A 19,795-nucleotide genomic window follows, 5' to 3' on the forward strand; every position below is an offset into this window, starting at 1 on the left:
AAGGGACATGAGATCGCGACAAAGTCGCCGTCGTTCCGATGCTCCGCCGCTCCGGACAGGAGAAGTGATGTGCCCCCTCCGCAGCTTGCATCGCTCAACGCGACGTGAAACTAAGGGGGCCTTCCTTCGCTCGCGTCAGGTCCCATGCAATCACTGTCCAAAGCAGATCGTTCGGCATTCCGCAGAGTCCGCTTCGTTCTGACCGACATGGACGAGACGCTCACTTTCGGTGGACGTCTTGGGGCACAGACCTATTTGGCACTCGAGCGGCTGCAACAGGCTGGAGTGAGGGTCATTCCGGTGACTGCCGCCCCCGCCGGCTGGTGCGATCAGATGGCACGGATGTGGCCCGTCGACGGCGTCATTGGCGAGAATGGAGGATTCTTCTTCCGGCGCCGCGATCATGACGAAGGACTGGAGCGCAGCTTCTGGCATCCGGTGGAGCATCTGCAATCAGTCGCGGATCGGCTCGCCGAAATCGGTACGCAAGTTCGCGCGGCCGTTTCCGGCGCAACCCTTGCAGAAGACCAGCCGTTTCGCCTGACAAGTGTAGCATTCGTCCAGCCCGACAGATCGACCACACGCGAGGCCATCGTTGCCGCATTGCGCGATGGCGGCGCCAACGTCACCGTGAACAATCTCTGGGTGCTCGGCTGGCTCGGAGGTTACGATAAGCTCTTGATGACCAAACGCGTTTTTGCTGACGTCTACGGCATCGATATCGCCCGTGAACGCGACGACGTTCTCTATATCGGGGACTCTACCAACGATGCACCGATGTTCGACTTCTTCCGCCATACTGTGGGCGTCAGCACCGTGGTGCGCTACCTCAAGGACATTCCTATGCCTCCAGCCTGGATTACAGAGGGGCCAGGCGGTGCCGGCTTTATCGAAGCGGCCAACGCGGTGATTGCATCGCGAAACGGCCTATAGATCTGCAAAGGCAAGAGCCGGCATCCGTCGATGCGCTATGCGATCGATGGCGTCAGCGTAGGACGTCACTTTTGCATCAATCTAGGGCAGAACACTGGCGCGCGCATGTTGTCCAGCACGGCATTCTTCCGGGTCGCGACTGTTTCGAATTTTTGCCTACCGCATGTTCAAAATAGAAAATTGACCCTCAGGATGAACACGCAATAGCGTGCATTGGATAATGCTCGTCTCTCCCGGAAGATTTCGACCTTCATGATTCATGCCTCTCTCCATCGCGCGACCCCTACCACGATCGATTGGCTTTCGGTCGCCGAACAGGTGGCACGTCGCCTTCGTGAGACGGCGGTCGCACGCGAGCAAGCTGCTGCGTCCCCACGGGCTGAGCTGTCCTGGCTGCGGGACGCCGGCCTTTTGACATTGCTAAACCCGGTCGAGGCTGGAGGCGGCGGCGCCACATTCGCGGATGCCTTTCGGGTGGTGCGAGTGTTTGCTCGCGCCGATACTTCAATCGCGCAGATTTTGAGCTATCACTATCTTCTCTCGCATAGCGCGTTCTGGCGTTCCGGCGCGGAGCAACGCAATCGGCTGGTCCGGCAGTCGGTCGCGCAACAATGGTTCTGGGGCGGAGCGTCGAATCCCCGCGACGCGCTCACGGTCCTCACCGCTGACGGCGATGGATTCCGCCTCAATGGCCGTAAGACCTTTGCGTCGAACGCATCGTTGGCCGACCGGATCACGCTGCGCGCGGCATTCGGCGAGGCGATCGTCTTGATCGCCCTCCCCGGCCAAAGCGAAGGAACCGTGCACGGCAACGACTGGGACGCGTTCGGTCAGAGATTGACCGAAAGCGGCAGCATCGAATTCCACAATGTGCGCGTCGATCGCGACGACATTCTGGGCACGTTCCCGCCAAAGCCGGACGAGCCGTTGCCCGCGCTGGTCAATTTGGTGGTTCCGATCCATCAATTGTTGTTCGTGAATTTTTATCTGGGGACCGCCGAAGGCGCGCTCACGGAGGCTGCAGAGTACGTGCGTAGGCAGGGCAAGCCGTGGCAGACGTCCGGCGTCGAGCGTGCCAGCGACGATCCCTACGTCCTCGAACTCTACGGCAATCTGCAATCCGACGTCCGCGCGAGCATCGCGCTGGCGGAACAGGCGGCCGCCGAAATCGAGAGCGCTCTTTTACGCGGCGCCTCTCTGACGTCGGAGCAGCGCTCGGCAGCAGCTGCCGTGGTCTATGCCGCCAAGGTCAACAGCACGCGTGTCGCACTCGACGTCACCTCGCGCGTCTTCGAGCTGATGGGTGCACGATCGACTTCGGCCCGATTCGGCTTCGATCGCTTCTGGCGCAATGTTCGAACCCACACGCTGCACGATCCCGTCGCCTACAAGGCGCGAGAGGTCGGCAACTTCGCGATCAACGGGACGATCACCCCGGACCCGCTCTACACGTGAAAAGGCACCTCCGGGAGGCGCAATTGCATCATCGCCTGCGTGCTGTCGACGACAAATCCGCTACGATCCACGCCATCTGGCGATCCCTGCAGATTGAAGCGGCCGAACTGGCTCGCACCGAGCACGCACTCTCGGTCCTCGTAGACAAGCATGTCTGCGCACATGCCCGTTTCGAAGACGCTTTGACGGCCTGCATCGTCGGCAGCCTCGCCGATCCGCCTTTGCCGCCATCCTTTCTGTCGACCACAATTGCGCAGATAGTCGAGGACGACGACGATATCGCGCTGGCGGCTGCGCTCGATCTCGCCGCCATTGTCGAGCGCGACCCGGCTGCAGACGGCGTGTTGAGACCATTTCTGTTCTACCCCGGATTTCGCGCTCTGCAGACCTACCGCGCGGCACATCATCTCTGGGCCCACGGCAAGCGCGACATGGCGTTGCTATTCCAGAGCATCGCATCAAGACGATTTTCGATCGATATTCATCCGGCGGCCTCGATCGGAACCGGCATCTTCATCGACCATGGCTTCGGCGTGGTGATCGGAGAAACGGCCGTGCTCGAGAACAACATCTCGATGCTCCACGAGGTCACGATCGGCGGCACCGGCAAGCGCGCAGGCCGGCGACACGCGCATATCCGCGAGGGCGTGCTCCTGGCCGCCGGCGCGACCATTCTCGGCGACATCGAAGTCGGTGCCGCTGCGAAGGTGGGGGCCGGAAGCCTGGTAATCAATTCGGTCGCGGCGCGGTCCACGGTTGTCGGCGTCCCCTCGATCGCGGTCGGAACGGCCAGCGAAGATATTCCGGCCTTCGCGATGGACCAGGGCTTGCCGGGCTGAACGGCGAGGCTGTCAGTCTGGCCTGAGCGGCACCAAGCGGTTATGGTTTCGAGCGTCTCGTCACGCCGAAGAGCAGCACTCCGTGCATGTCGTCTGAAAGGAAAGTCCGCGCCGCCATGACCGTTCAACCGCTCGCGACGATTAAGAGCTACCACGCCCATGTCTATTTCGACGGCCCCGAGCAGCGTCACGCCGCCGAGATCCTGCGCGAGCAGATTGCCCAGCGCTTGCCGGTTCTGCTCGGGCGCTGGCATGATCGGCTGGTCGGACCGCATACCAGACCAATGTATCAGGTAGCGTTCGCGGTCGCTGAATTTCCGCGATTTGTGCCCTGGCTCATGATCAACCGGCGCGGCCTGGCCGTGCTCATCCATCCCGACACGGGACATCCGCGATCCGACCACGTGACCCATGCGATGTGGCTGGGCGAGATACTCGCGCTCAACGCTGAACCTCTATCAGAGCGGGCCGAGCCGGTGTCCGAGATTACCCCGAACACGCAGCCGACCATGGCTCCTTGATGACCGTGGCCACGAGCAAGCCCGACGCCTCAACGCGGAGCGATGCGGGGTGGGCGTTCCATCGACTAGCGCGTGGCTGCAGCCGAGACCGGCGACTGCTCGCTCTCCCACGGGAACGAAATGACGTTGCCATAATATGTCTTGAGGATCTGCTTGACTTCGGGTGTCGTCTGATAGATCTGGATGAACTGCGCGATCCGCGGATCCTTGACGCGGTCGGGACGGGCGACGAAACGCAGCGCATAGAGATCGTTCGGCTTCTCCAGGACAATCGGGGTGTTGGGATCTAGACCGCCCAGCTTGGCGAAGGCGGGATAGGTCACGGCTGCGTCGACGTCGTCCAATGCGCGGGAGATCTGCGGACCATCCACCTGAACGATTTTCAGCTTCCTGGGATTCTCCACGATGTCTGCGATCGTGGCACGGTAGCCGACCTCCGGCTTGAGCTTGAGCTGACCGGCCTCCTGCAACAGCGACAAGGCCCGGCCCGTATTGATGACGTCGTTGGCGATAGCGATCGTCGCATTGTCCTTCAACTCGGCGAGACTCTTGATCTTCTTGGAATAGATGCCGTTCGTCGTGGAATAGCCGAGACCGACCGCGACGATCTTGTAGCCTGCCTTCTGGATCGAATCTTCGAGAAACGGCTGATGCTGAAAGTAATTCAGATCGAGATCGCCGTGGGAGACGGCGATGTTGGGCGTGGACCAGTCGCTGAACTCGACGATCTTGACGTCGAGCCCCTGCTCCTTCGCCTTGGCGACGACGATGTCGAGCGCTCCGTTCGTCGGCATTGTCGCGACCCCGACCGAAAGCGACGCTGCAAGGACCCCGGTCGCGGTGCATCCGAGGATTGCGCACGCGAGCATCAATTTACGGGCGAGAGCGCGAGCATTGGGAACGAAGATCGACGAATTCATGATTGAGCCTGCCGTGTATTTCTTGAAGAGAGACGGCGATCATGCGGATGAATTCGTCTCTGCACAATGAAACGGTAAACCAAAGTTCGACGCGCCCGCGAAAGAAGCCCTCGCCTGCAAATGTCTGGGCAGCGGCATCCTTTCGTTCTATTTCGTTCTGCTAGATCTGGTGAGCGTCCCGGCTCGTTGGTCGCTGGACCCCGTTCAAATGCCGCGTGTCACGCTGAGACTCATCGTATCAATTTCGAGTTGCCGTCTCGGAAGACTTCAGCCTTTCGGGCGGCGCACGTGGCGTATGATGGTCATGCCAGCCAGGCCGATCAGCAACACGCCCACCTGGAACAAGCCAATCACTGCCGTCTTCGGGCTGATTTCCAGGCGAATGTCTTCCCATATGCGAATGGCGATGGTGGTGCCGCGCGGCGTGCTCAGGAACAGGCTGATGATGAGGTCGTCAAAGCCGGCAAGGAAGGCAAAAAGAAACGCGCCGGCAAAAGACGCCGCCAGGATCGGCACGGTGATCGTCGCAAGGGCGGTCAGCGGCGATGCTCCCAGGTTCACCGCCGCACGTTCCAGGTTGGTGTCGAACCGACCCAACGCCGATACGAGGATGATCACCACGTAGGGCAGGCCGATCACCGTGTACGCCAGCCAGAAGCTGGCGGCCCGGCCGTTCATGCCGATAGCGACCGCGGCGAAGAAGAACCCGAGACCGATGATGATATGCGGCAAAATCATCGGCGACACTGCGAGCAGCCACAGCAGCCGCCGCCCCCGGAAACGGCCTCGGGTCAACGCAAGCGCATAGGGCGTGCCGATAGCGAGGCAGGTCAACGCCGCCGCTCCCGCAACGCGCAGGCTGAACCACAGGGAATCGAGCCATTGCCCGTCGTGGACAAAGGCCTGCACCCAACGCCAGGAATAGCCGGGCGGAGGGAATGTGAGATAAGGGGCATTACTGAAGGCGATCAAGAGCACGACGACCATCGGCGCCAGCAGAAAGACAAGCAAAGCGATCGCTGCAACCGGCAGAAACCGCGCCAGTACCCATGCCCCGGCCTCCGCGAGCTCAATCAAGAGCCTCGGTGCGGACAATCCCAAGCCTATTCCCGCACGACGGTGCTGTGAGTTGCCCGACGCATTCTCCTCGGGCAACGGCACGATCTGCCGGCGAAAGACGACCAGGCCACTTCCAACCAGAAGCAACAGCAACCACGCCAAGGCGGCGGCAACATCGAACTCCGCCAACGACGAGACGCGGACCTCGATGGCCTGAGCCATGAGGTAATTCCCGGGCGCGCCGAGCAATGCAGGCGTGATGTAGAAGCCGACCGCGCTGAGAAACACCAGCGCAGCACCCGCGACAACGCCCGGTATCGACAATGGAAGGAACACGGTGACGAACACGCTGACGGCTCCGCCGCCCAGGCTTTGCGCCGCCAGAAGCAGCGACGGTGCGATTTGCCGCATGCCCGCATAGATCGGGAGCACGGCCAACGGCAGCAGAATATGCACCATGCCAATGATGCTGCCCGTGCTGCTGAACACCAGCGGCAGCGGAGTCTCTATCAGCCCCAGCGCCAGCAATGTGTGATTGATCAGCCCGTCACCGCCCAGGATGACGATCCAGGCATAGGAGCGGATCAGCACGCTGGTCAGATAGGGCACCATCACCAGCGCCATGACCGACCTTGCCCAGCTACGCGCCCGCGTGGCGGCCCAGTGGGCCAGCAGATAGCCTGCCACCACGCAGATCGCCGTGACGATGCCGGCGATCGACAAGGTCCGCAGCAATATCCGGAGGAACGTGAGAGAGGATAGGACCTCGACATAGGCACCCAGACTCAGATGCCCGGCTCTGTGCAGGCTGGTCCAGGCGATGGCGGCCATCGGCGCCAGGTAGCCGATGGCGAGAACGACCAACACCGGTAGCAGGAGGCCGAGCCTCCGTGTCGCGATGCCTGCCATCACGCAGCCTTCAGCGCGTAGCCACCCAGCGTTCCCATTCGGCGACGGCGCGGCGCAACCCGGTCTGTCCCGTGCCGTCCGTGGCGTTCCAGAACGTATAGTCCTGCACGATCTGTTTGCCCTTCACCGCCGGCGCGGTCGGCAGCAATTTCGCGCGCTCCGCCGGAATATGGTTAAACGCCAGCGAATTTGTCGGTCCGTAGGTGATCAGCTCTGAAAACCGTGCCTGCGGTTCGGGACGGCTCATAAAGGCGATGTACTTCTGCGCATTCTCCACATTGGCCGTGCCTTTCGGGATCGCCCAGGCGGACCATTGCAAGATGCCCTGGTTCCAGCTCTTGCCGATGCTGGCCCCCTGATCATTCGCGCCATCGATCCGCCCGTTCCACGCGCTGCCGAGGCTGGCTTGCTTGTCCACCTGCAACTGCACGGACTCCGCGCCGTTACTCCAAAATTTCACCACGTCAGCGCGCAACCGATCGAGGCTCTTGAGCGCTCGCGGCCAATCGATGGGATAGAGACTCTCAGGCGGTACACCATCGGCCAGCAGTGCGATCTCGTAGGTGGCGCCATCTGCGGCATTCGTCCCGGCCGCCAGCGTGCGCTTGCCCGGGAACGTGCGCACATCCCAGATGTCGGCCCAGCTCTGCGGCGCCTGCGCAGCGTGACGCTTCTCGTCATAGGCGATCAGCATCGAATAGAGCATGGCCGGCGCATAGGTACGGCTCGCGGCCACCACATCGAAACCGGCACGATCCTTCTCCGACCAGAGCGCGTAGTCCAGCGGCAGCAGCAGCCCGTCCTGATCGAAGGCCCCCAATGCGCCGCCGGAGATGTTGGTGACATCATGCTTTGGCGCTCCGGCCAAAATCGCGGCGCGCTGAACGCCGGCGTTCACGCCAGGCTGGTGAATCACCTTGATGCCGGTTTCGGCTTCGAACGGTTCGGAAAATGCCTTGCGCTGGGCCGCTCCCATGCTGCCACCGCCGTCGTACACGACGACGGAACCGCTTCCTCGCAGACTGGTCTGCGCAATCGCGGGGCGAGCGAGACCGCTCGCGGCGAGAGCCGTGGCGGCGAGCAGGTGGCGGCGCGTCAAATCAATCGTCATTGTTTGTGTTCCTGAGGATGGAGGGATGAGAGCGGGCATCGAAGAGGCGAACCATGCCCGGGTGAAAACGCAGGCGCGCTATCTCGCCCGTCTGCCAAAGCCGCGGACCGGCCGGCATATCGACCGTGATGCGATGTCCGGCAGCCTCCACCAGCACGGATTGCGAGGCTCCGCCGAACGCGACCTCGATCACCCGGCAGGCTTCGCCGTCCGCATCCGGTGCAAGGATCTCGATATGTTCAGGCCGCACTCCGGCACAACAGCGCCCGGCCGTACGCCGGCCGTCCGCCGCCAGAGCCGGCCCCAGGACGGTGGCAAATCCCGCGACCCGCGCCGGATCGGCTTCCGCCAAGGGCAGGAAATTGGTGCGTCCGATGAAATCCGCCACGAACGCATCGGCTGGATTTCTGTACAGATCGACCGGCGTGCCGAGCTGGCGCAAGCGCCCCTTATCCAGCAGGGCGACACGATCCGCCATTGAAAGAGCTTCCTCCTGGTCATGCGTCACCAGGATGATGGTGGTCCCCAGAGCACGATGCAGCAGCTTCAGCTCCATCTGCATGTGCTGGCGCAGCTTCTTGTCCAGCGCGCTCATCGGCTCGTCCATCAGCAGCACGGAAGGGCGGAAGATCAGCGCCCGGCCGAGCGCGACCCTTTGCTGCTGGCCGCCCGAGAGCTGATCCACCCCCCGACCGCCAAGCCCATCGAGCTTGATCAGCTGCAAAATCTCCTCGACGCGCGCGATGATTTCGGACCGCCCCACGCCGCGGCGACGCAGCGGATAAGCCAGGTTTTCCGCCACCGTCATGTGGGGAAACAGCGCGTAGCGCTGGAACACCATCCCGATGTCGCGGCGGTGCGGCGGCAGTCCGCTGATCTCACGCCCTCCGATCAGGATGCGGCCGGTATCCGGGCGCTCGAAGCCCGCGATCGTCATCAGCACTGTCGTCTTGCCGGACCCGGAGGGTCCGAGCAGCGCCAGAAACTCACCGGGGCGCACGTCCAGCGACACATCGTCGAGCGCGACCACGTCGCCGAAGCGCTTTGCCAACGCCTGAATCTCGACTGCAGCCCCCGTTGCCATGCTCGAGCCGTTCAGCCGCTGACCGGCAGGTCGTGATCCAACGCGGATAACCGTTCGGGTTCATTGTCAGTGACGATGAATGTCTCACCGAGGCACATCGCCAGCCGCGTTGCGGCATCAAGCTGAATCATGTGCAGGAACACGACCATGCCGGCCTCCAGCGGCACAGGGTTGCCGGTATAGACCATCGGCCATTCCATCCAGGTGGGCGGATAAGCGGCTCCAAGGCTATAGCCGCATGCGTTCAATCGCGCATTCCGAAACCCGTGGCGGTCCAGCACGCTGGCATGCGCGTCGAACAGGTCGCCATACGTGAAGCCAGGACGCAACTTCTGCCGGCAGGTTTCCAGGGCCTCCACATTGGCCGCATGCATCCGCCGCTGCACCGGTGAGGCCGCGCCCGTGACCGCGGTGCGCATCAGCGCGACGTGGTAGTGGCGATAAGCCGCGGCGAACTCGATGTTCACCTGATCGACCGGCGCAATGGTGCCCTTGCCGGTAAAGTAGCGGCACAGCAGCGCGTTCTCACCAGCGCCGCAGACGAAACGACCCGCCGCCGGGTCACCTCCCTGCCGAATGATCGTGCCATAGAGCTCTGCAACGATTGCTGATTCCGAATTACCCGGGATGCAGGCAGCGGATGCGGCACGCCACGCGGCGTCCGCCAGGCGGCCGGCTTCGCGGACATAGACAAGTTCGGCCGGCGACTTCACCACGCGTAAGCCAGCGACGAGCTCGGATGCGTCCTCCAACACGGCGTGGCCGGCGAACGCTGCATCCAGCAGCTTGCCACGCTGTGCATTGAGCGAGGCGGAAGCATATTCGACACCGATGCGATCAGCAGGCCGGACACGATCGGCCACCGTCTGGAGCAGCGTCTCAGCAGGGTTGGCGCCAGCGGCATCCACCCATACACGCACATCCGCAATGATCGACGTCAGCCGCGCCTGCAGGATGTCGGACGAACGGGTCAGCAGCACCATGTCGCCATCGACCCCGAGCCACAGGCACTGGAATTGCGAGTAGCCCGCCGTATCGTAACCGGTCAGCCAGTACATGCTCTCCTGCCGGAATAGCAACAATCCCTGCAGTCCCAGTTCACGCATCCGGGCGATCGTACGGTCGATGCGGGTGCGGTATTCGTCTCGCGTGAAATGCAGAGCCATCGTCAAATCCAACTGGCATCCGGAATGATGCTTGCCGAATTGAGACTAGATGATTGCGCAATGCGAAATGAATGGATTAATCTTTGACATATGAATTCTATTCAGTTCCTGGACCGCCGCCTCCCGTTCATCGCCCTGCGCAGCTTCGAAAGCTTTGCGCGGCTAGGCGATGTTGCGGCTGCGGCGGATGAACTCGGAATCACGCCATCGGCCGTCAGCCACCAACTCAGTGCGCTACAAACTTTCCTGAAGATCCAGCTGACGGAGCGCCAGGGACGACGGTTGGCCCTGACCGCGGACGGGCGTCGCTACTTCGAAGCGGTAAGCCCGGCTTTCAGCCTGTTGCTGACATCAACGACGCAGCTGCGCCAGAGCAAGTTGCAGCGGCGCATCACAATCAGCGCCCTGCCGCTGCTGGCGACGGGTTGGCTGATGCCACGTCTGGCTGGCTTTCTGACACGGCATCCCGGTGTCGATATCCAGGTGCAGTATACCCGGTACCGCAACTATTCCAGCGACGCAGCCGATCTGTCTCTGCGTTTCGGAGACGGCAACTGGCACGGCTACAATAGCGAAAAGCTGTTGTCGGGCACCGCTTTTCCTGTTTGCAGTCCAGCTCTTCTAAAGCGTTATGGACAGTTCCGGCGCCCGGCGGATTTCCTGGCCGCACCGCTGGTGCACGATGGCTCAACAGAACAGTGGGCTAGATGGCTCGCCAAGGCCGGGATTGCCACGACGACACCTCTGACCGGCATGGTGTGCGAAGACGGAATGCTGACCCGGGCGGCGATGCTCAATGGCCTCGGTATCGCCTTGACCCGGCCATTGCTGCTTGAGCAGGAGATTACCGCGGGAAATCTGTTGGTTCTTTCGGATCTCGGCGTGGGAAGCGGTGAGGACTACTATCTTTGCACACGCGACGACCGCGAAGTGCCGCGAGCTCTCTACCATCTTATAGCGTGGCTGCGAGACACGCGCGACCCGACCGCCCGGACGCGGCCGCTGTCAAAGCGCTAGTCGTCTTAATCGCATCTTTTCCGAACGAGATCCTTCGTCACGACCGCCGACATTCGCGATTTGGCATCCGGCTTTTCAACGAGCATGCCGAGATTGCGAGAGACCCAAGGCGGATCGAAAATGAAATTATCGCATGCAGTTGATTTTGCGAACATCGTGCTGCGCTCGCTCGTGTTTGCAGCAGCATTGCTCTTATTCCAGGCGTTCCGTTGACACTGCCTTCGGCATCCTCCACGCTTTACGAAGTCAAGCACGAGGGTGAGTAGAGGCTCGGAAGAATCAACGTTGATATGTCGGTGAAGCCGGAGAACCGGCACTGCCCGGAGCTTTGTCGTCTGCTGGATGGCGAAAGCGGTCGAAGAGTATGCGAGCCGGCACGATCGTGATCGGAGCCGCCTGAACCTAGCGGCAACATTACATGTCTTCACGGCATACAACTTCTCCAACGCGAGCAATTTGGCGGATGGTCTCGCATTTTCGCGCGCGTGAGCCCGTCCGGTGCCGCACGGCACGGTGTTGGGGGACTATAGAATGACAGGATCACAGCCTTCCGGTATTGGGCGCCGACCATTCATTGGCGGCGCAGTGGCCGCGGCAGCTTTTGCCAAGGGAGCTTTCGGCGCATCGACTGCGTTTGGTCAGGCGGAGGGTCCGCAGCGTGGCGGCACCCTGAAAATCCTGCTGCGCCAGGACCCGCCCGCGGTGATATCGGCGGGTAACGCCTCCGGTCCATCGAAGCTCGTCAGCGGCAAGATTATCGAAGGTCTGCTCACCTACGATTTCTCTCTCAATCCGCAGCCGCATTTGGCAACGGCATGGCAGGTCAGCCCGGACAAGCGGGAATTCACTTTCACATTGCGCCAGGGCGTAAAGTGGCACGACGGACGGGACTTTACCTCCGAGGATGTCGCGTTCTCGATTCGACTGGCCGCCGAGATCCACCCAACTGGCCGCGGCAACTTTCGAAACCTGACCGAGGTTCGCACGCCAGACCCGTACACCGTGACGATCGTATTGTCGCAGGCCAGCCCCGCGCTGCTTACCGCGTTCTCGGGAACCGAGACAGCGATCGTCCCAAAGCATCTCTACGACGGCACGGACTATTTCAACAACCCGGTCAATGCCAAGCCGATCGGCACCGGGCCATTTCTCTTCAAGGAATGGGTTCACGGCAGCTTCATCCGGCTGGAAGGGAATCCCAACTACTGGGACCAACCCAAGCCCTATCTCGACGGCATCATCGTGCGCATCGTACCTGATATGGCGGCGATCGCGATCGCGCTGGAGACTGGCGAAGGCGATATCGGCTACAACACTCCGATCCCCCTGGCCGACCTGGACCGCTTCAAGACATTTCCTCAGATCGGGATCGAGACGCGCGGATACGAGGCGGCAGGCGACTGGACGACCCTCATCTTCAATCTGGACAATCAATATCTGAAGCAACTCCCGGTACGCCAAGCCATTGCGCATGCGATCGATCGCGAAGCGGTGCTGCGGTTCGGCTGGAATGGATACGGCACGATCGCCACCAGCCCGATCACGAAGTCGCTGGGCCGCTATGCCGCGCGCGATGTTCCCGTTTATCGCTTCGACCCCGCGGCGGCCGAGCGGCTGCTCGACGAGGCCGGCCTTCCACGCGCCGGCAATGGCGTGCGCTTCGGCCTGACGCTCGATCCACTGCCCTCGACCGAGAGCTTCCGCAACGTGGCCGCCTATATCCGCCAGTCACTCGGCAAGGTCGGCATTGCCGTGACGGTTCGCGCGCAGGAATTCGGCACTTACGTCAAACGCGTCTACACCGATCGCGACTTCGATTTCACCTATGCGTGGCTCATCAACGGCACCGACCCGTCGCGCCTGCAAACCTATTATTCGTCGAAGGGCTTCAAGCCCGGCGTGCCATTTTCCAATGGAGCGCACTATCAGAACGACGAAGTCGACCGGCTGTTCGACGCAGGCGCGCTGGAAGTCGACGATGCGAAGCGGATCGAGATCTATGCCGAGGTCCAGCGTATCCTCGCCCGTGAGCTGCCGGGCCTCGATCTGGTCGCTCAACAGGTTTTCACCGTCTACAACAAGCGCGTGCACGATCACACCGTCAACGCGGACGGCCTCCAGAGCACGCTTGCAAACACCTTCATTCGGGCCTGAACGAAACGGCGCAGCAGCTTTGTTCAAGCCCGCGAGTAGAAAAATGAAAAAGCTACTGACGGTGCTCGCGAAGGCATAGCACAGCCGGGTCTGCGCTTCATTTGAAAGACCGTTTCCTTGACGGTCTCCGATAGCGACACGTAACCTTCCGCTATCGCGCACTGCGCAAATCCAAAGCGCGGCAGCGCAAGCAATTCGAGAGAGCGTTAGATGATCAGGATGATGAGTGTGTTGACGCTTGCCGCGGTGCTGGCGACGTCGGGTCCGACCTCAGCGGAGGAAAAGGAGACGCCGATCCGTGGCGGCACGCTGAATTCGATCGTTCATCCGGAGCCCCCGATTCTCTCGCCGCTCCTGAACACGGCCACGCCGATCGTGCTGGTCGCAACCAAGATCAACGACGGCCTCGTCGACTACGCACTGGACGGCAGCCTCAAACCCCAGCTCGCGGAAAGCTGGGACTTCTCGAAGGACGGACTGACGCTGACCTTCAAGCTGCGTAAAGGCGTGACCTGGCATGACGGCCATCCCTTCACCTCGGCTGACGTCAAGTTTTCGATCGAGGAAGGGTTGCTGAAATACTCCTCGACCGGCAAGCGTATCTTCCAAGCCTTGTCTAAGGTGGAGACGCCGGACGAGCAGACGGTCATCTTGACCTTGTCGAAACCGACGCCGGTGATCTATCGCAATCTCAACGCCCAGGCGCTGTGGCTGCTGCCCAAGCATCTCTATGAAGGAACGGATGTTCGTTCCAATCCATGGAATGCCAAGCCGATCGGAACCGGTCCCTTCGTGTTCAAGGAATATGTGCGCGGCAGCCATATCGCGCTCGACCGTAATCCCAACTATTGGGACGCCGGCAAGCCCTATCTCGATCGTATCGTCTTCAAGATCATCCCGGACGCTGCCGGCCGCGCCGCCGCGTTCGAGACCGGCGCCGTGCAATTCGGCCAGCAACACCCGATCACCTTTGCCGATGCCGATCGGCTCAAGAAGGACGGCCGGTTCGTCGTCGACACGCGCGGCTACGAGTTTTCGCCGACCTGGTTCTGGCTCGAGCCGAACCTGAAGAACCAATATTTGCAGCATCTCAAGGTACGCCAAGCGATCGCCCAGGCGATCGACCGCAACCTGCTGCTCAAAACGGTGTGGGGCGGTTACGGCAAGGTCGCCGTCAGTCCGATCCCTTCATCGCTCAGGCCGTTCCATCTCGGCGAGGGCTTGCAGCAATATCCGTTCGATCCGAAAAAGGCCGAACAGCTCCTGGACGAGGCGGGCTTTCCGCGCAAGGACGGTGGCTGGCGCTTCAAGCTGACTCACGACTTCATTCCCTACGGCGACGACTACCGCCGCACCGGCGAATTTGTCCGCCAGTCACTCCGCCGCGTCGGTATCGACGTCACGCTCGGTAGCCAGGATCTGACCACCTGGCTGAAGAGCGTCTTCACCGACTACAATTTCGACCTGATCAGCTCCTGGGGCGGCGCGGGTGCGGATCCGCAAATGGGAATCGAAACACGTTTCTGGTCGAAAGCGCGCATGCCCGGCACCTCCTGGGTCGCCGTCTCCGGCTACCAGAACGACGAGCTGGACGCTGCGGTCGAGGACGCCCAGACCCAGATCGACCCGCAGAAGCGCGTCGAGGATTACAATACGCTGCAACGCATCGTGCAGCGCGACCTGCCGCTGATCCCGCTGTTCGAGATCGACTGGTTCTCGGTCTACGACAAGCGTCTGCACGGCCTGACCAACACACCCAACCAGCGCGCCGACAATTTCGCCAACGTCTATTTCGCTCCCGAATGAGCTCTGCTGGCCAATCTCGATCGCTGTTGCGATATGTCGCGCGCCGGGTTTTACTCGCGATCCCGCTGATTCTGGGAATCATCGCCTTCAACTTCTTCCTGCTGCAACTGGCTCCGGGCGATCTCGCCGATGTGGTCGCCAGTGAACAGGGTGGAGCTGCGGCGGATGCGGGCTATGTCCAGGAGCTGCGCAAGGCCTTTGGCCTCGACCTGCCGGTCCTGCTTCAGCTCTGGACCTATCTGAAGAACGTTGCGACGCTGGATTTCGGCTTCTCGCACCGCTACGGCATTCCGGTGACGGAGCTCATCACCGCCCGGCTTGGCGGCACGATGCTGCTTGCCGCGACCAGCCTCGTCATCGCCGTGATCCTCGGAACGGCTCTCGGCCTGCTGGCGGCGCGACGGCCGGGCGGCGTGATCGACAGCGTCGTTTCGATCCTGGCGACGCTGGCCTACTCGGCCCCGTTGTTCTGGGTCGGACTGATGCTGATCGTGTTCTTCGGTGTCTATCTGCAATGGCTTCCGACCGGGGGCATGCAGGAGGTGACAAAGGTGCCTCTGCAAGGCGCGGCACTGCTCGCTGACAGGCTGCACCATCTCGTCCTGCCTGCAACGACGCTCGCCCTGTTCTTCATGGCCATCTATGCCCGGATGACCAAGGCCTCGATGATCGAGGCCATGAGCCAGGACTACATACGGACGGCTCGGGCCAAAGGCCTGCGCGACCGCCGCATCATCTTCCGGCACGGTTTTCGTAATGCACTGCTGCCGCTGGTGACGATGATCGGCCTCCAGGCCGGCACCCTGCTTGGCGGCTCGGTCGTCGTCGAAACAGTCTTCGCCTGGCCGGGCATGGGCAGGCTCGCCTTCGAGGCGGTCAGCAACCGCGACCTCAACCTTCTGCTCTCGATCATGCTCTTGAGTTCCTTCGTCGTCGTCGCCGTCAATCTCGTCGTCGACATCCTCTACGCTTGGCTCGATCCGCGCATCGAGGTGGGGGCATGAGCTCGACATCCGTCGTCCGTGCGGTCCTGTCCTCGCCGGCTGGCATCGCGGGAAGTCTCGTGATCATCGGTGTCCTCGCTACAGCGACGCTGGCCCCCCTCCTCTATCCCGGCGATCCCTCGGACATGGTTGCTTCGCCTTTCATCTGGCCGGGTAGCGACCCGGAGTTTCCACTCGGCACCGATCTGATGGGTCGCGACCTGACCGCAGGCTTGTTCCACGGCGCCTCCGTCTCGCTGATGGTTGGAGCCGTCGCAGCCGCGATCGCCTTGGCGATCGGCGTCAGCCTGGGCGCGATTGCGGGTTACTACGGCGGATGGATGGACGACCTGATCATGCGGGTCACCGAACTGTTCCAGACCATGCCGGCTTTCCTGCTCGCCATCGTCATGGTCGCGGTTCTCAACCCGTCGATCTACACCATCATCCTGGCCCTCGGTATCACCGCCTGGCCGGGCATCGCGCGGCTGACGCGCGCGGAGGTGCTGGCCCTGCGCAACCGCGATTTCGTACAGGCGCTGATCGGCATGGGCATGTCGGACTGGCGCATCGTGCTGTTTCACGTCGTGCCCAACGCACTGACCCCGGTCATCGTCGCCGCCTCCATCCTGGTGGCGACCGCGATCCTGTCCGAAGCAGGTCTCTCCTTCCTCGGCCTGGGCGATCCCAACCATGTGAGTTGGGGCACGATGATCGGCGCCGGCCGGGACGCCTTGCGCACGGCCTGGTACCAGACCGCGATCCCGGGCCTCGCGATCATGATCACGGTGCTGGCGCTGAACCTTCTCGGCGATGCGCTCAATCATGCGCTCAACCCAAGGCTACGACCGTGACCACGCCCTCCCATCTGCTTGAGGTCACGAACCTGGACATCGCGCTGCGGCGCGGAAGGGCAGTGCTGCCCGCGGTCGCCGACCTTTCCTTCGCGATCGCGCGCGGCGAGACCCTGGCGATCGTCGGCGAGTCCGGGTGCGGCAAGAGCATCAGCATGCTGTCCTTGCTCGGCCTGCTGCCGAAGCGCGATTGGGAGGTCCGCGGAAAGGCGCTTTTCGACGGCTCGGACCTCATCGCACTTCCCGACAGGGAGCTGCGCCATATCCGCGGCAACCGTATCGGTTTCATCTTTCAGGATGCGATGGCGGCATTCAACCCGGTCCTGCCGATCGGATTGCAGATCGCCGAGGTGCTGACCAGCCACTCCTCCATCTCGTTCGCAGCCGCGGGAAAGCGCGCCGTCGAACTTCTGGCATTGACCCACGTGCCGGATCCGCACCGGCGCGTTCACGACTATCCGCACCAGCTCTCCGGAGGCCTGCGCCAGCGCGCCATGATCGCGATGGCGCTCGCGTGCGATCCGCTGCTACTGATCGCAGACGAACCCACGACCGCGCTTGATGTCACCATCCAGGCACAGATCCTCGATCTGCTGCTCGAAATCCAGCGCGAGCGGCAGATGGCGCTCATTCTCATCACCCATGATCTTGGCGTTGTCGCCAACATAGCGGACCGGGTTCTGGTGATGTATGCGGGCCGCAAGGTCGAAGAGCAGCCGGTCGATACGCTCATCACCGCGCCGGCTCATCCCTACACGCGAGGCCTGCTTGCAGCGCGCCCCCGCCTCGGCCGCGAGAACAGCCGCCAGAGCCGTCTTGCTGCCATTCAGGGGGCGGTGCCGGCGCTCGGCGCCTGGCCGGACGGCTGCGCGTTCGCGCCGCGTTGCCCATCCGTCGAAGCGCGCTGCCGGGTTTCGCGCCCGCTACCGATCCCCTTCGAACCGCTCACGCTCTCCTGTCACGTCGTTGCCGACGAGAGGCGCGGCGTGCCCCCCAAGGATGTCTCCGGTGCTGCAGAAGTCGCCTACGAGAGCAACTGATCTGCTCGCGATCGAGCACCTGTCGATTGCCTTCACCACTTCCCGTGGCCGGCTGCAGGCCGTCAACGACGTCTCGCTGACGGTTGCGTCCGGCGAAACGCTGGCGCTGGTCGGCGAATCCGGCTGCGGGAAGTCGACGCTCGGACGCGCGATCATGGGCATCGTCCCGCCAAGCAGCGGCGCGGTCAGGCTCGAGGGCATCGATCTGGTGCCGCTTGGCCGTTCGGCGCGCCTGCCGTACCGGCGCGCCGTGCAGATGATCTTTCAGGATCCGTTCGGATCGCTGAACCCGCGCCAGCGCGTCGGCGACATCATCGCTGATCCTCTCCGCGTCCATCGGTTCGGCAATCGCAAGGAGATCAGGGCTCGGGTCCTCGAGTTGCTCGACCTCGTCGGATTGCCGGCGGCGGCCGCGGCGCGCTATCCGCACGAGTTTTCCGGCGGTCAGCGCCAGCGCATCGGCATCGCCCGCGCCCTCGCGCCCAAGCCCGATCTGATCATCTGCGACGAACCGGTTTCCGCGCTCGACGTCTCGATCCAGGCGCAAATCCTCAATTTGCTCGCCGATTTGCGCGACGAGCTCGGCGTCTCCTATCTCTTCATCAGTCACGATCTTGCCGTCGTGGAATTTCTCGCGGACCGGGTCGCGGTGATGTATCTCGGACGTATCGTCGAAATCGCGCCGCGCGGTGACCTGTTCGCGCGACCCGCGCATCCCTACACCCGCGCGCTGCTCGACGCCGTGCCCCGCATCGAGACGCGCAAGGCGAGCCCCGGGCCGAGACCGGTGCAGGGCGACGTTCCCAGCCCCTATGCAGTGCCGGCCGGATGCGCCTTCCAGGCACGATGTCCGCGCGCGCGAGAAATTTGCCGAGGCGAAACCCCGGCCCTGGAGACTGTTGCGACTGGACACGCCGTGGCGTGCTTCTTCCCGTAACGCTCCGCTCCTAACGCAATACCGCCAACGAAGGCTGACCCTGTCGAGGCGCCTCAGCACGCTTGCAAAGAATTGTCCTGTATGCCGCCGATCGGAAAATGTCGTTCTGAAGAATTCGTCGGAGTCGCAGCGATTCTGCCAAATTGGACTCCTTCGCGAGTCTGATGTGTCGCGTGTCGCATGGATCGTGATATTTGCGGGCGTCTCCCATGCTCCAAATGTTTCGAGAAAGTTACCGTGACAGTCCAAGCATCGCTGCAAACGAGCCGTGTCGCTGACCACCCCGCCGAGCGCATCTTCATCGATCGCTGGTCTCCCAGAGGATTTTCCCAGGAGCAGATATCGCAAGGCGAACTGCGAACGTTGTTCGAGGCCGCCAGATGGGCGCCCTCGGCCTACAACTCGCAGCCGTGGCGCTTTCTTTATGCCCTGAGAGGCGATACGGAATTCGATGCCTTTCTTGCTCCCTTGATCGAATTCAATCGCGGATGGGCTCAGCATGCAGCAGCGTTGATCTATCTGCTGTCCAGGAAGGAATTCACGCCGCCGGGCAAGACCGAAGCGCAGTTCTCGCGAACCCATTCCTTCGATGCGGGTGCCGCATGGGCAAATTTCGCCAACCAGGCCGCGATTGGGGGCTTGGCGGCTCACGGCATGAGCGGCATCGACGTCGACAAGGCGCGCGCCGTCCTCGGCGTCCCCCAGGAGTTCGATGTCGAGATCGCGATCGCGCTCGGCCGCAAGGGCGACGGGGCGCATCTGGCGCCGGCCCTGCTTCAGCGCGAGCAACCGAGCCCACGCTCGTCCGTCGGTGAGTTCGTCACGCACGGTCTGTTTCCCGAGCATTTCGCGCGCACGCGATGACCGGCCTGTCCAAGCTCGGGACCTTTGTCGCCGAGCTTGCCCGGGGTCGTCGAGGCATCGAGGTTGATCTTGCCTGCAATCAACCCCTGTCCGCAGAACTTCATCTCCGGACGCGAGGAAATACAAAATTGACCGGGCGTGCC

17 protein-coding genes are annotated in these 19,795 nt (G+C 62.4%); 12 read left to right on the plus strand and 5 right to left on the minus strand.

All coding sequences use genetic code 11. From position 1 onward, the window contains the following. Nucleotides 1-144: 144 nt before the first annotated feature. From IVB46_RS05420 to IVB46_RS05435, 4 genes are all read left to right on the plus strand, one after another. Nucleotides 145-933 (plus strand): HAD-IIB family hydrolase, encoded by a 789-nt coding sequence (locus tag IVB46_RS05420; RefSeq protein WP_247302885.1) that lies wholly within the window; start codon nucleotides 145-147, stop codon nucleotides 931-933. A gap of 252 nt (nucleotides 934-1,185) precedes the next feature. Next, a complete protein-coding gene (locus IVB46_RS05425; RefSeq protein ID WP_247302886.1) occupies nucleotides 1,186-2,388 on the plus strand; it encodes an acyl-CoA dehydrogenase family protein in 1,203 nt (400 codons plus the stop codon). A gap of 23 nt (nucleotides 2,389-2,411) precedes the next feature. Continuing rightward, nucleotides 2,412-3,227 (plus strand): serine O-acetyltransferase EpsC, encoded by an 816-nt coding sequence (gene epsC, locus IVB46_RS05430; protein ID WP_247302887.1) that lies wholly within the window; start codon nucleotides 2,412-2,414, stop codon nucleotides 3,225-3,227. A gap of 116 nt (nucleotides 3,228-3,343) precedes the next feature. Beyond that, entirely contained in the window at nucleotides 3,344-3,748 is a 405-nt protein-coding gene (locus IVB46_RS05435) for a DOPA 4,5-dioxygenase family protein (protein WP_247302890.1), read from the plus strand. 65 nt (nucleotides 3,749-3,813) lie between these two features. Here IVB46_RS05435 and IVB46_RS05440 read toward each other — a convergent pair whose 3' ends face one another. The 5 genes from IVB46_RS05440 to IVB46_RS05460 all read right to left on the minus strand — a co-directional run bounded on the left by IVB46_RS05440 (nucleotide 3,814) and on the right by IVB46_RS05460 (nucleotide 9,997). Continuing rightward, a complete protein-coding gene (locus tag IVB46_RS05440; protein WP_346016113.1) occupies nucleotides 3,814-4,668 on the minus strand; it encodes a MetQ/NlpA family ABC transporter substrate-binding protein in 855 nt (284 codons plus the stop codon). A gap of 267 nt (nucleotides 4,669-4,935) precedes the next feature. Further along, the gene (locus IVB46_RS05445) at nucleotides 4,936-6,636 is read right to left on the minus strand and encodes an ABC transporter permease subunit (RefSeq protein WP_247302893.1); all 1,701 of its coding nucleotides are present in this window, start codon (nucleotides 6,634-6,636) and stop codon (nucleotides 4,936-4,938) included. Between the two features lie 10 nt (nucleotides 6,637-6,646). Continuing rightward, nucleotides 6,647-7,747: a polyamine ABC transporter substrate-binding protein gene (locus tag IVB46_RS05450; protein WP_247302895.1), complete on the minus strand. Its 1,101-nt coding sequence runs from the start codon at nucleotides 7,745-7,747 to the stop codon at nucleotides 6,647-6,649. After that, on the minus strand, nucleotides 7,737-8,798 hold the full coding sequence (locus IVB46_RS05455; RefSeq protein ID WP_247302897.1) for an ABC transporter ATP-binding protein: 1,062 nt from the start codon (nucleotides 8,796-8,798) through the stop codon (nucleotides 7,737-7,739). The genes IVB46_RS05450 and IVB46_RS05455 overlap by 11 nt, the downstream gene beginning before the upstream one ends. Nucleotides 8,799-8,842: 44 nt before the next feature. Further along, nucleotides 8,843-9,997, minus strand: a complete 1,155-nt coding sequence (locus tag IVB46_RS05460) for a Xaa-Pro peptidase family protein (protein ID WP_247302899.1) — start codon at nucleotides 9,995-9,997, stop codon at nucleotides 8,843-8,845. Nucleotides 9,998-10,087: 90 nt separating this feature from the next. Between IVB46_RS05460 and IVB46_RS05465 the strand changes: the two genes are divergently transcribed. From IVB46_RS05465 to IVB46_RS05500, 8 genes are all read left to right on the plus strand, one after another. Beyond that, a complete protein-coding gene (locus tag IVB46_RS05465) occupies nucleotides 10,088-11,014 on the plus strand; it encodes a LysR substrate-binding domain-containing protein (protein WP_247302900.1) in 927 nt (308 codons plus the stop codon). Nucleotides 11,015-11,512: 498 nt separating this feature from the next. Further along, complete coding sequence (locus IVB46_RS05470; protein ID WP_247302902.1) at nucleotides 11,513-13,168, plus strand: ABC transporter substrate-binding protein; 1,656 nt, start codon at nucleotides 11,513-11,515, stop codon at nucleotides 13,166-13,168. 210 nt (nucleotides 13,169-13,378) lie between these two features. Continuing rightward, nucleotides 13,379-14,974 carry an ABC transporter substrate-binding protein gene (locus IVB46_RS05475; protein ID WP_247342228.1) on the plus strand — a complete coding sequence of 532 codons (1,596 nt, stop codon included), beginning with the start codon at nucleotides 13,379-13,381 and terminating at the stop codon, nucleotides 14,972-14,974. After that, nucleotides 14,971-15,978: an ABC transporter permease gene (locus tag IVB46_RS05480; RefSeq protein WP_247302907.1), complete on the plus strand. Its 1,008-nt coding sequence runs from the start codon at nucleotides 14,971-14,973 to the stop codon at nucleotides 15,976-15,978. Before IVB46_RS05475 ends, IVB46_RS05480 begins: the two co-directional genes overlap by 4 nt. Continuing rightward, nucleotides 15,975-16,811 carry an ABC transporter permease gene (locus IVB46_RS05485; protein ID WP_247302909.1) on the plus strand — a complete coding sequence of 279 codons (837 nt, stop codon included), beginning with the start codon at nucleotides 15,975-15,977 and terminating at the stop codon, nucleotides 16,809-16,811. Before IVB46_RS05480 ends, IVB46_RS05485 begins: the two co-directional genes overlap by 4 nt. Then, nucleotides 16,808-17,851 (plus strand): ABC transporter ATP-binding protein, encoded by a 1,044-nt coding sequence (locus IVB46_RS05490; RefSeq protein ID WP_247302911.1) that lies wholly within the window; start codon nucleotides 16,808-16,810, stop codon nucleotides 17,849-17,851. Before IVB46_RS05485 ends, IVB46_RS05490 begins: the two co-directional genes overlap by 4 nt. After that, nucleotides 17,820-18,788: an ABC transporter ATP-binding protein gene (locus IVB46_RS05495; protein WP_247302913.1), complete on the plus strand. Its 969-nt coding sequence runs from the start codon at nucleotides 17,820-17,822 to the stop codon at nucleotides 18,786-18,788. The genes IVB46_RS05490 and IVB46_RS05495 overlap by 32 nt, the downstream gene beginning before the upstream one ends. Nucleotides 18,789-19,025: 237 nt before the next feature. Continuing rightward, complete coding sequence (locus IVB46_RS05500) at nucleotides 19,026-19,652, plus strand: nitroreductase family protein (protein ID WP_247302916.1); 627 nt, start codon at nucleotides 19,026-19,028, stop codon at nucleotides 19,650-19,652. Nucleotides 19,653-19,795 lie beyond the last annotated feature (143 nt).

Origin of the sequence: Bradyrhizobium sp. 61 (genome assembly GCF_023073075.1) — a bacterium.
In the GTDB taxonomy this organism is placed as follows: Bacteria; Pseudomonadota; Alphaproteobacteria; order Rhizobiales; family Xanthobacteraceae; genus Bradyrhizobium; species Bradyrhizobium barranii.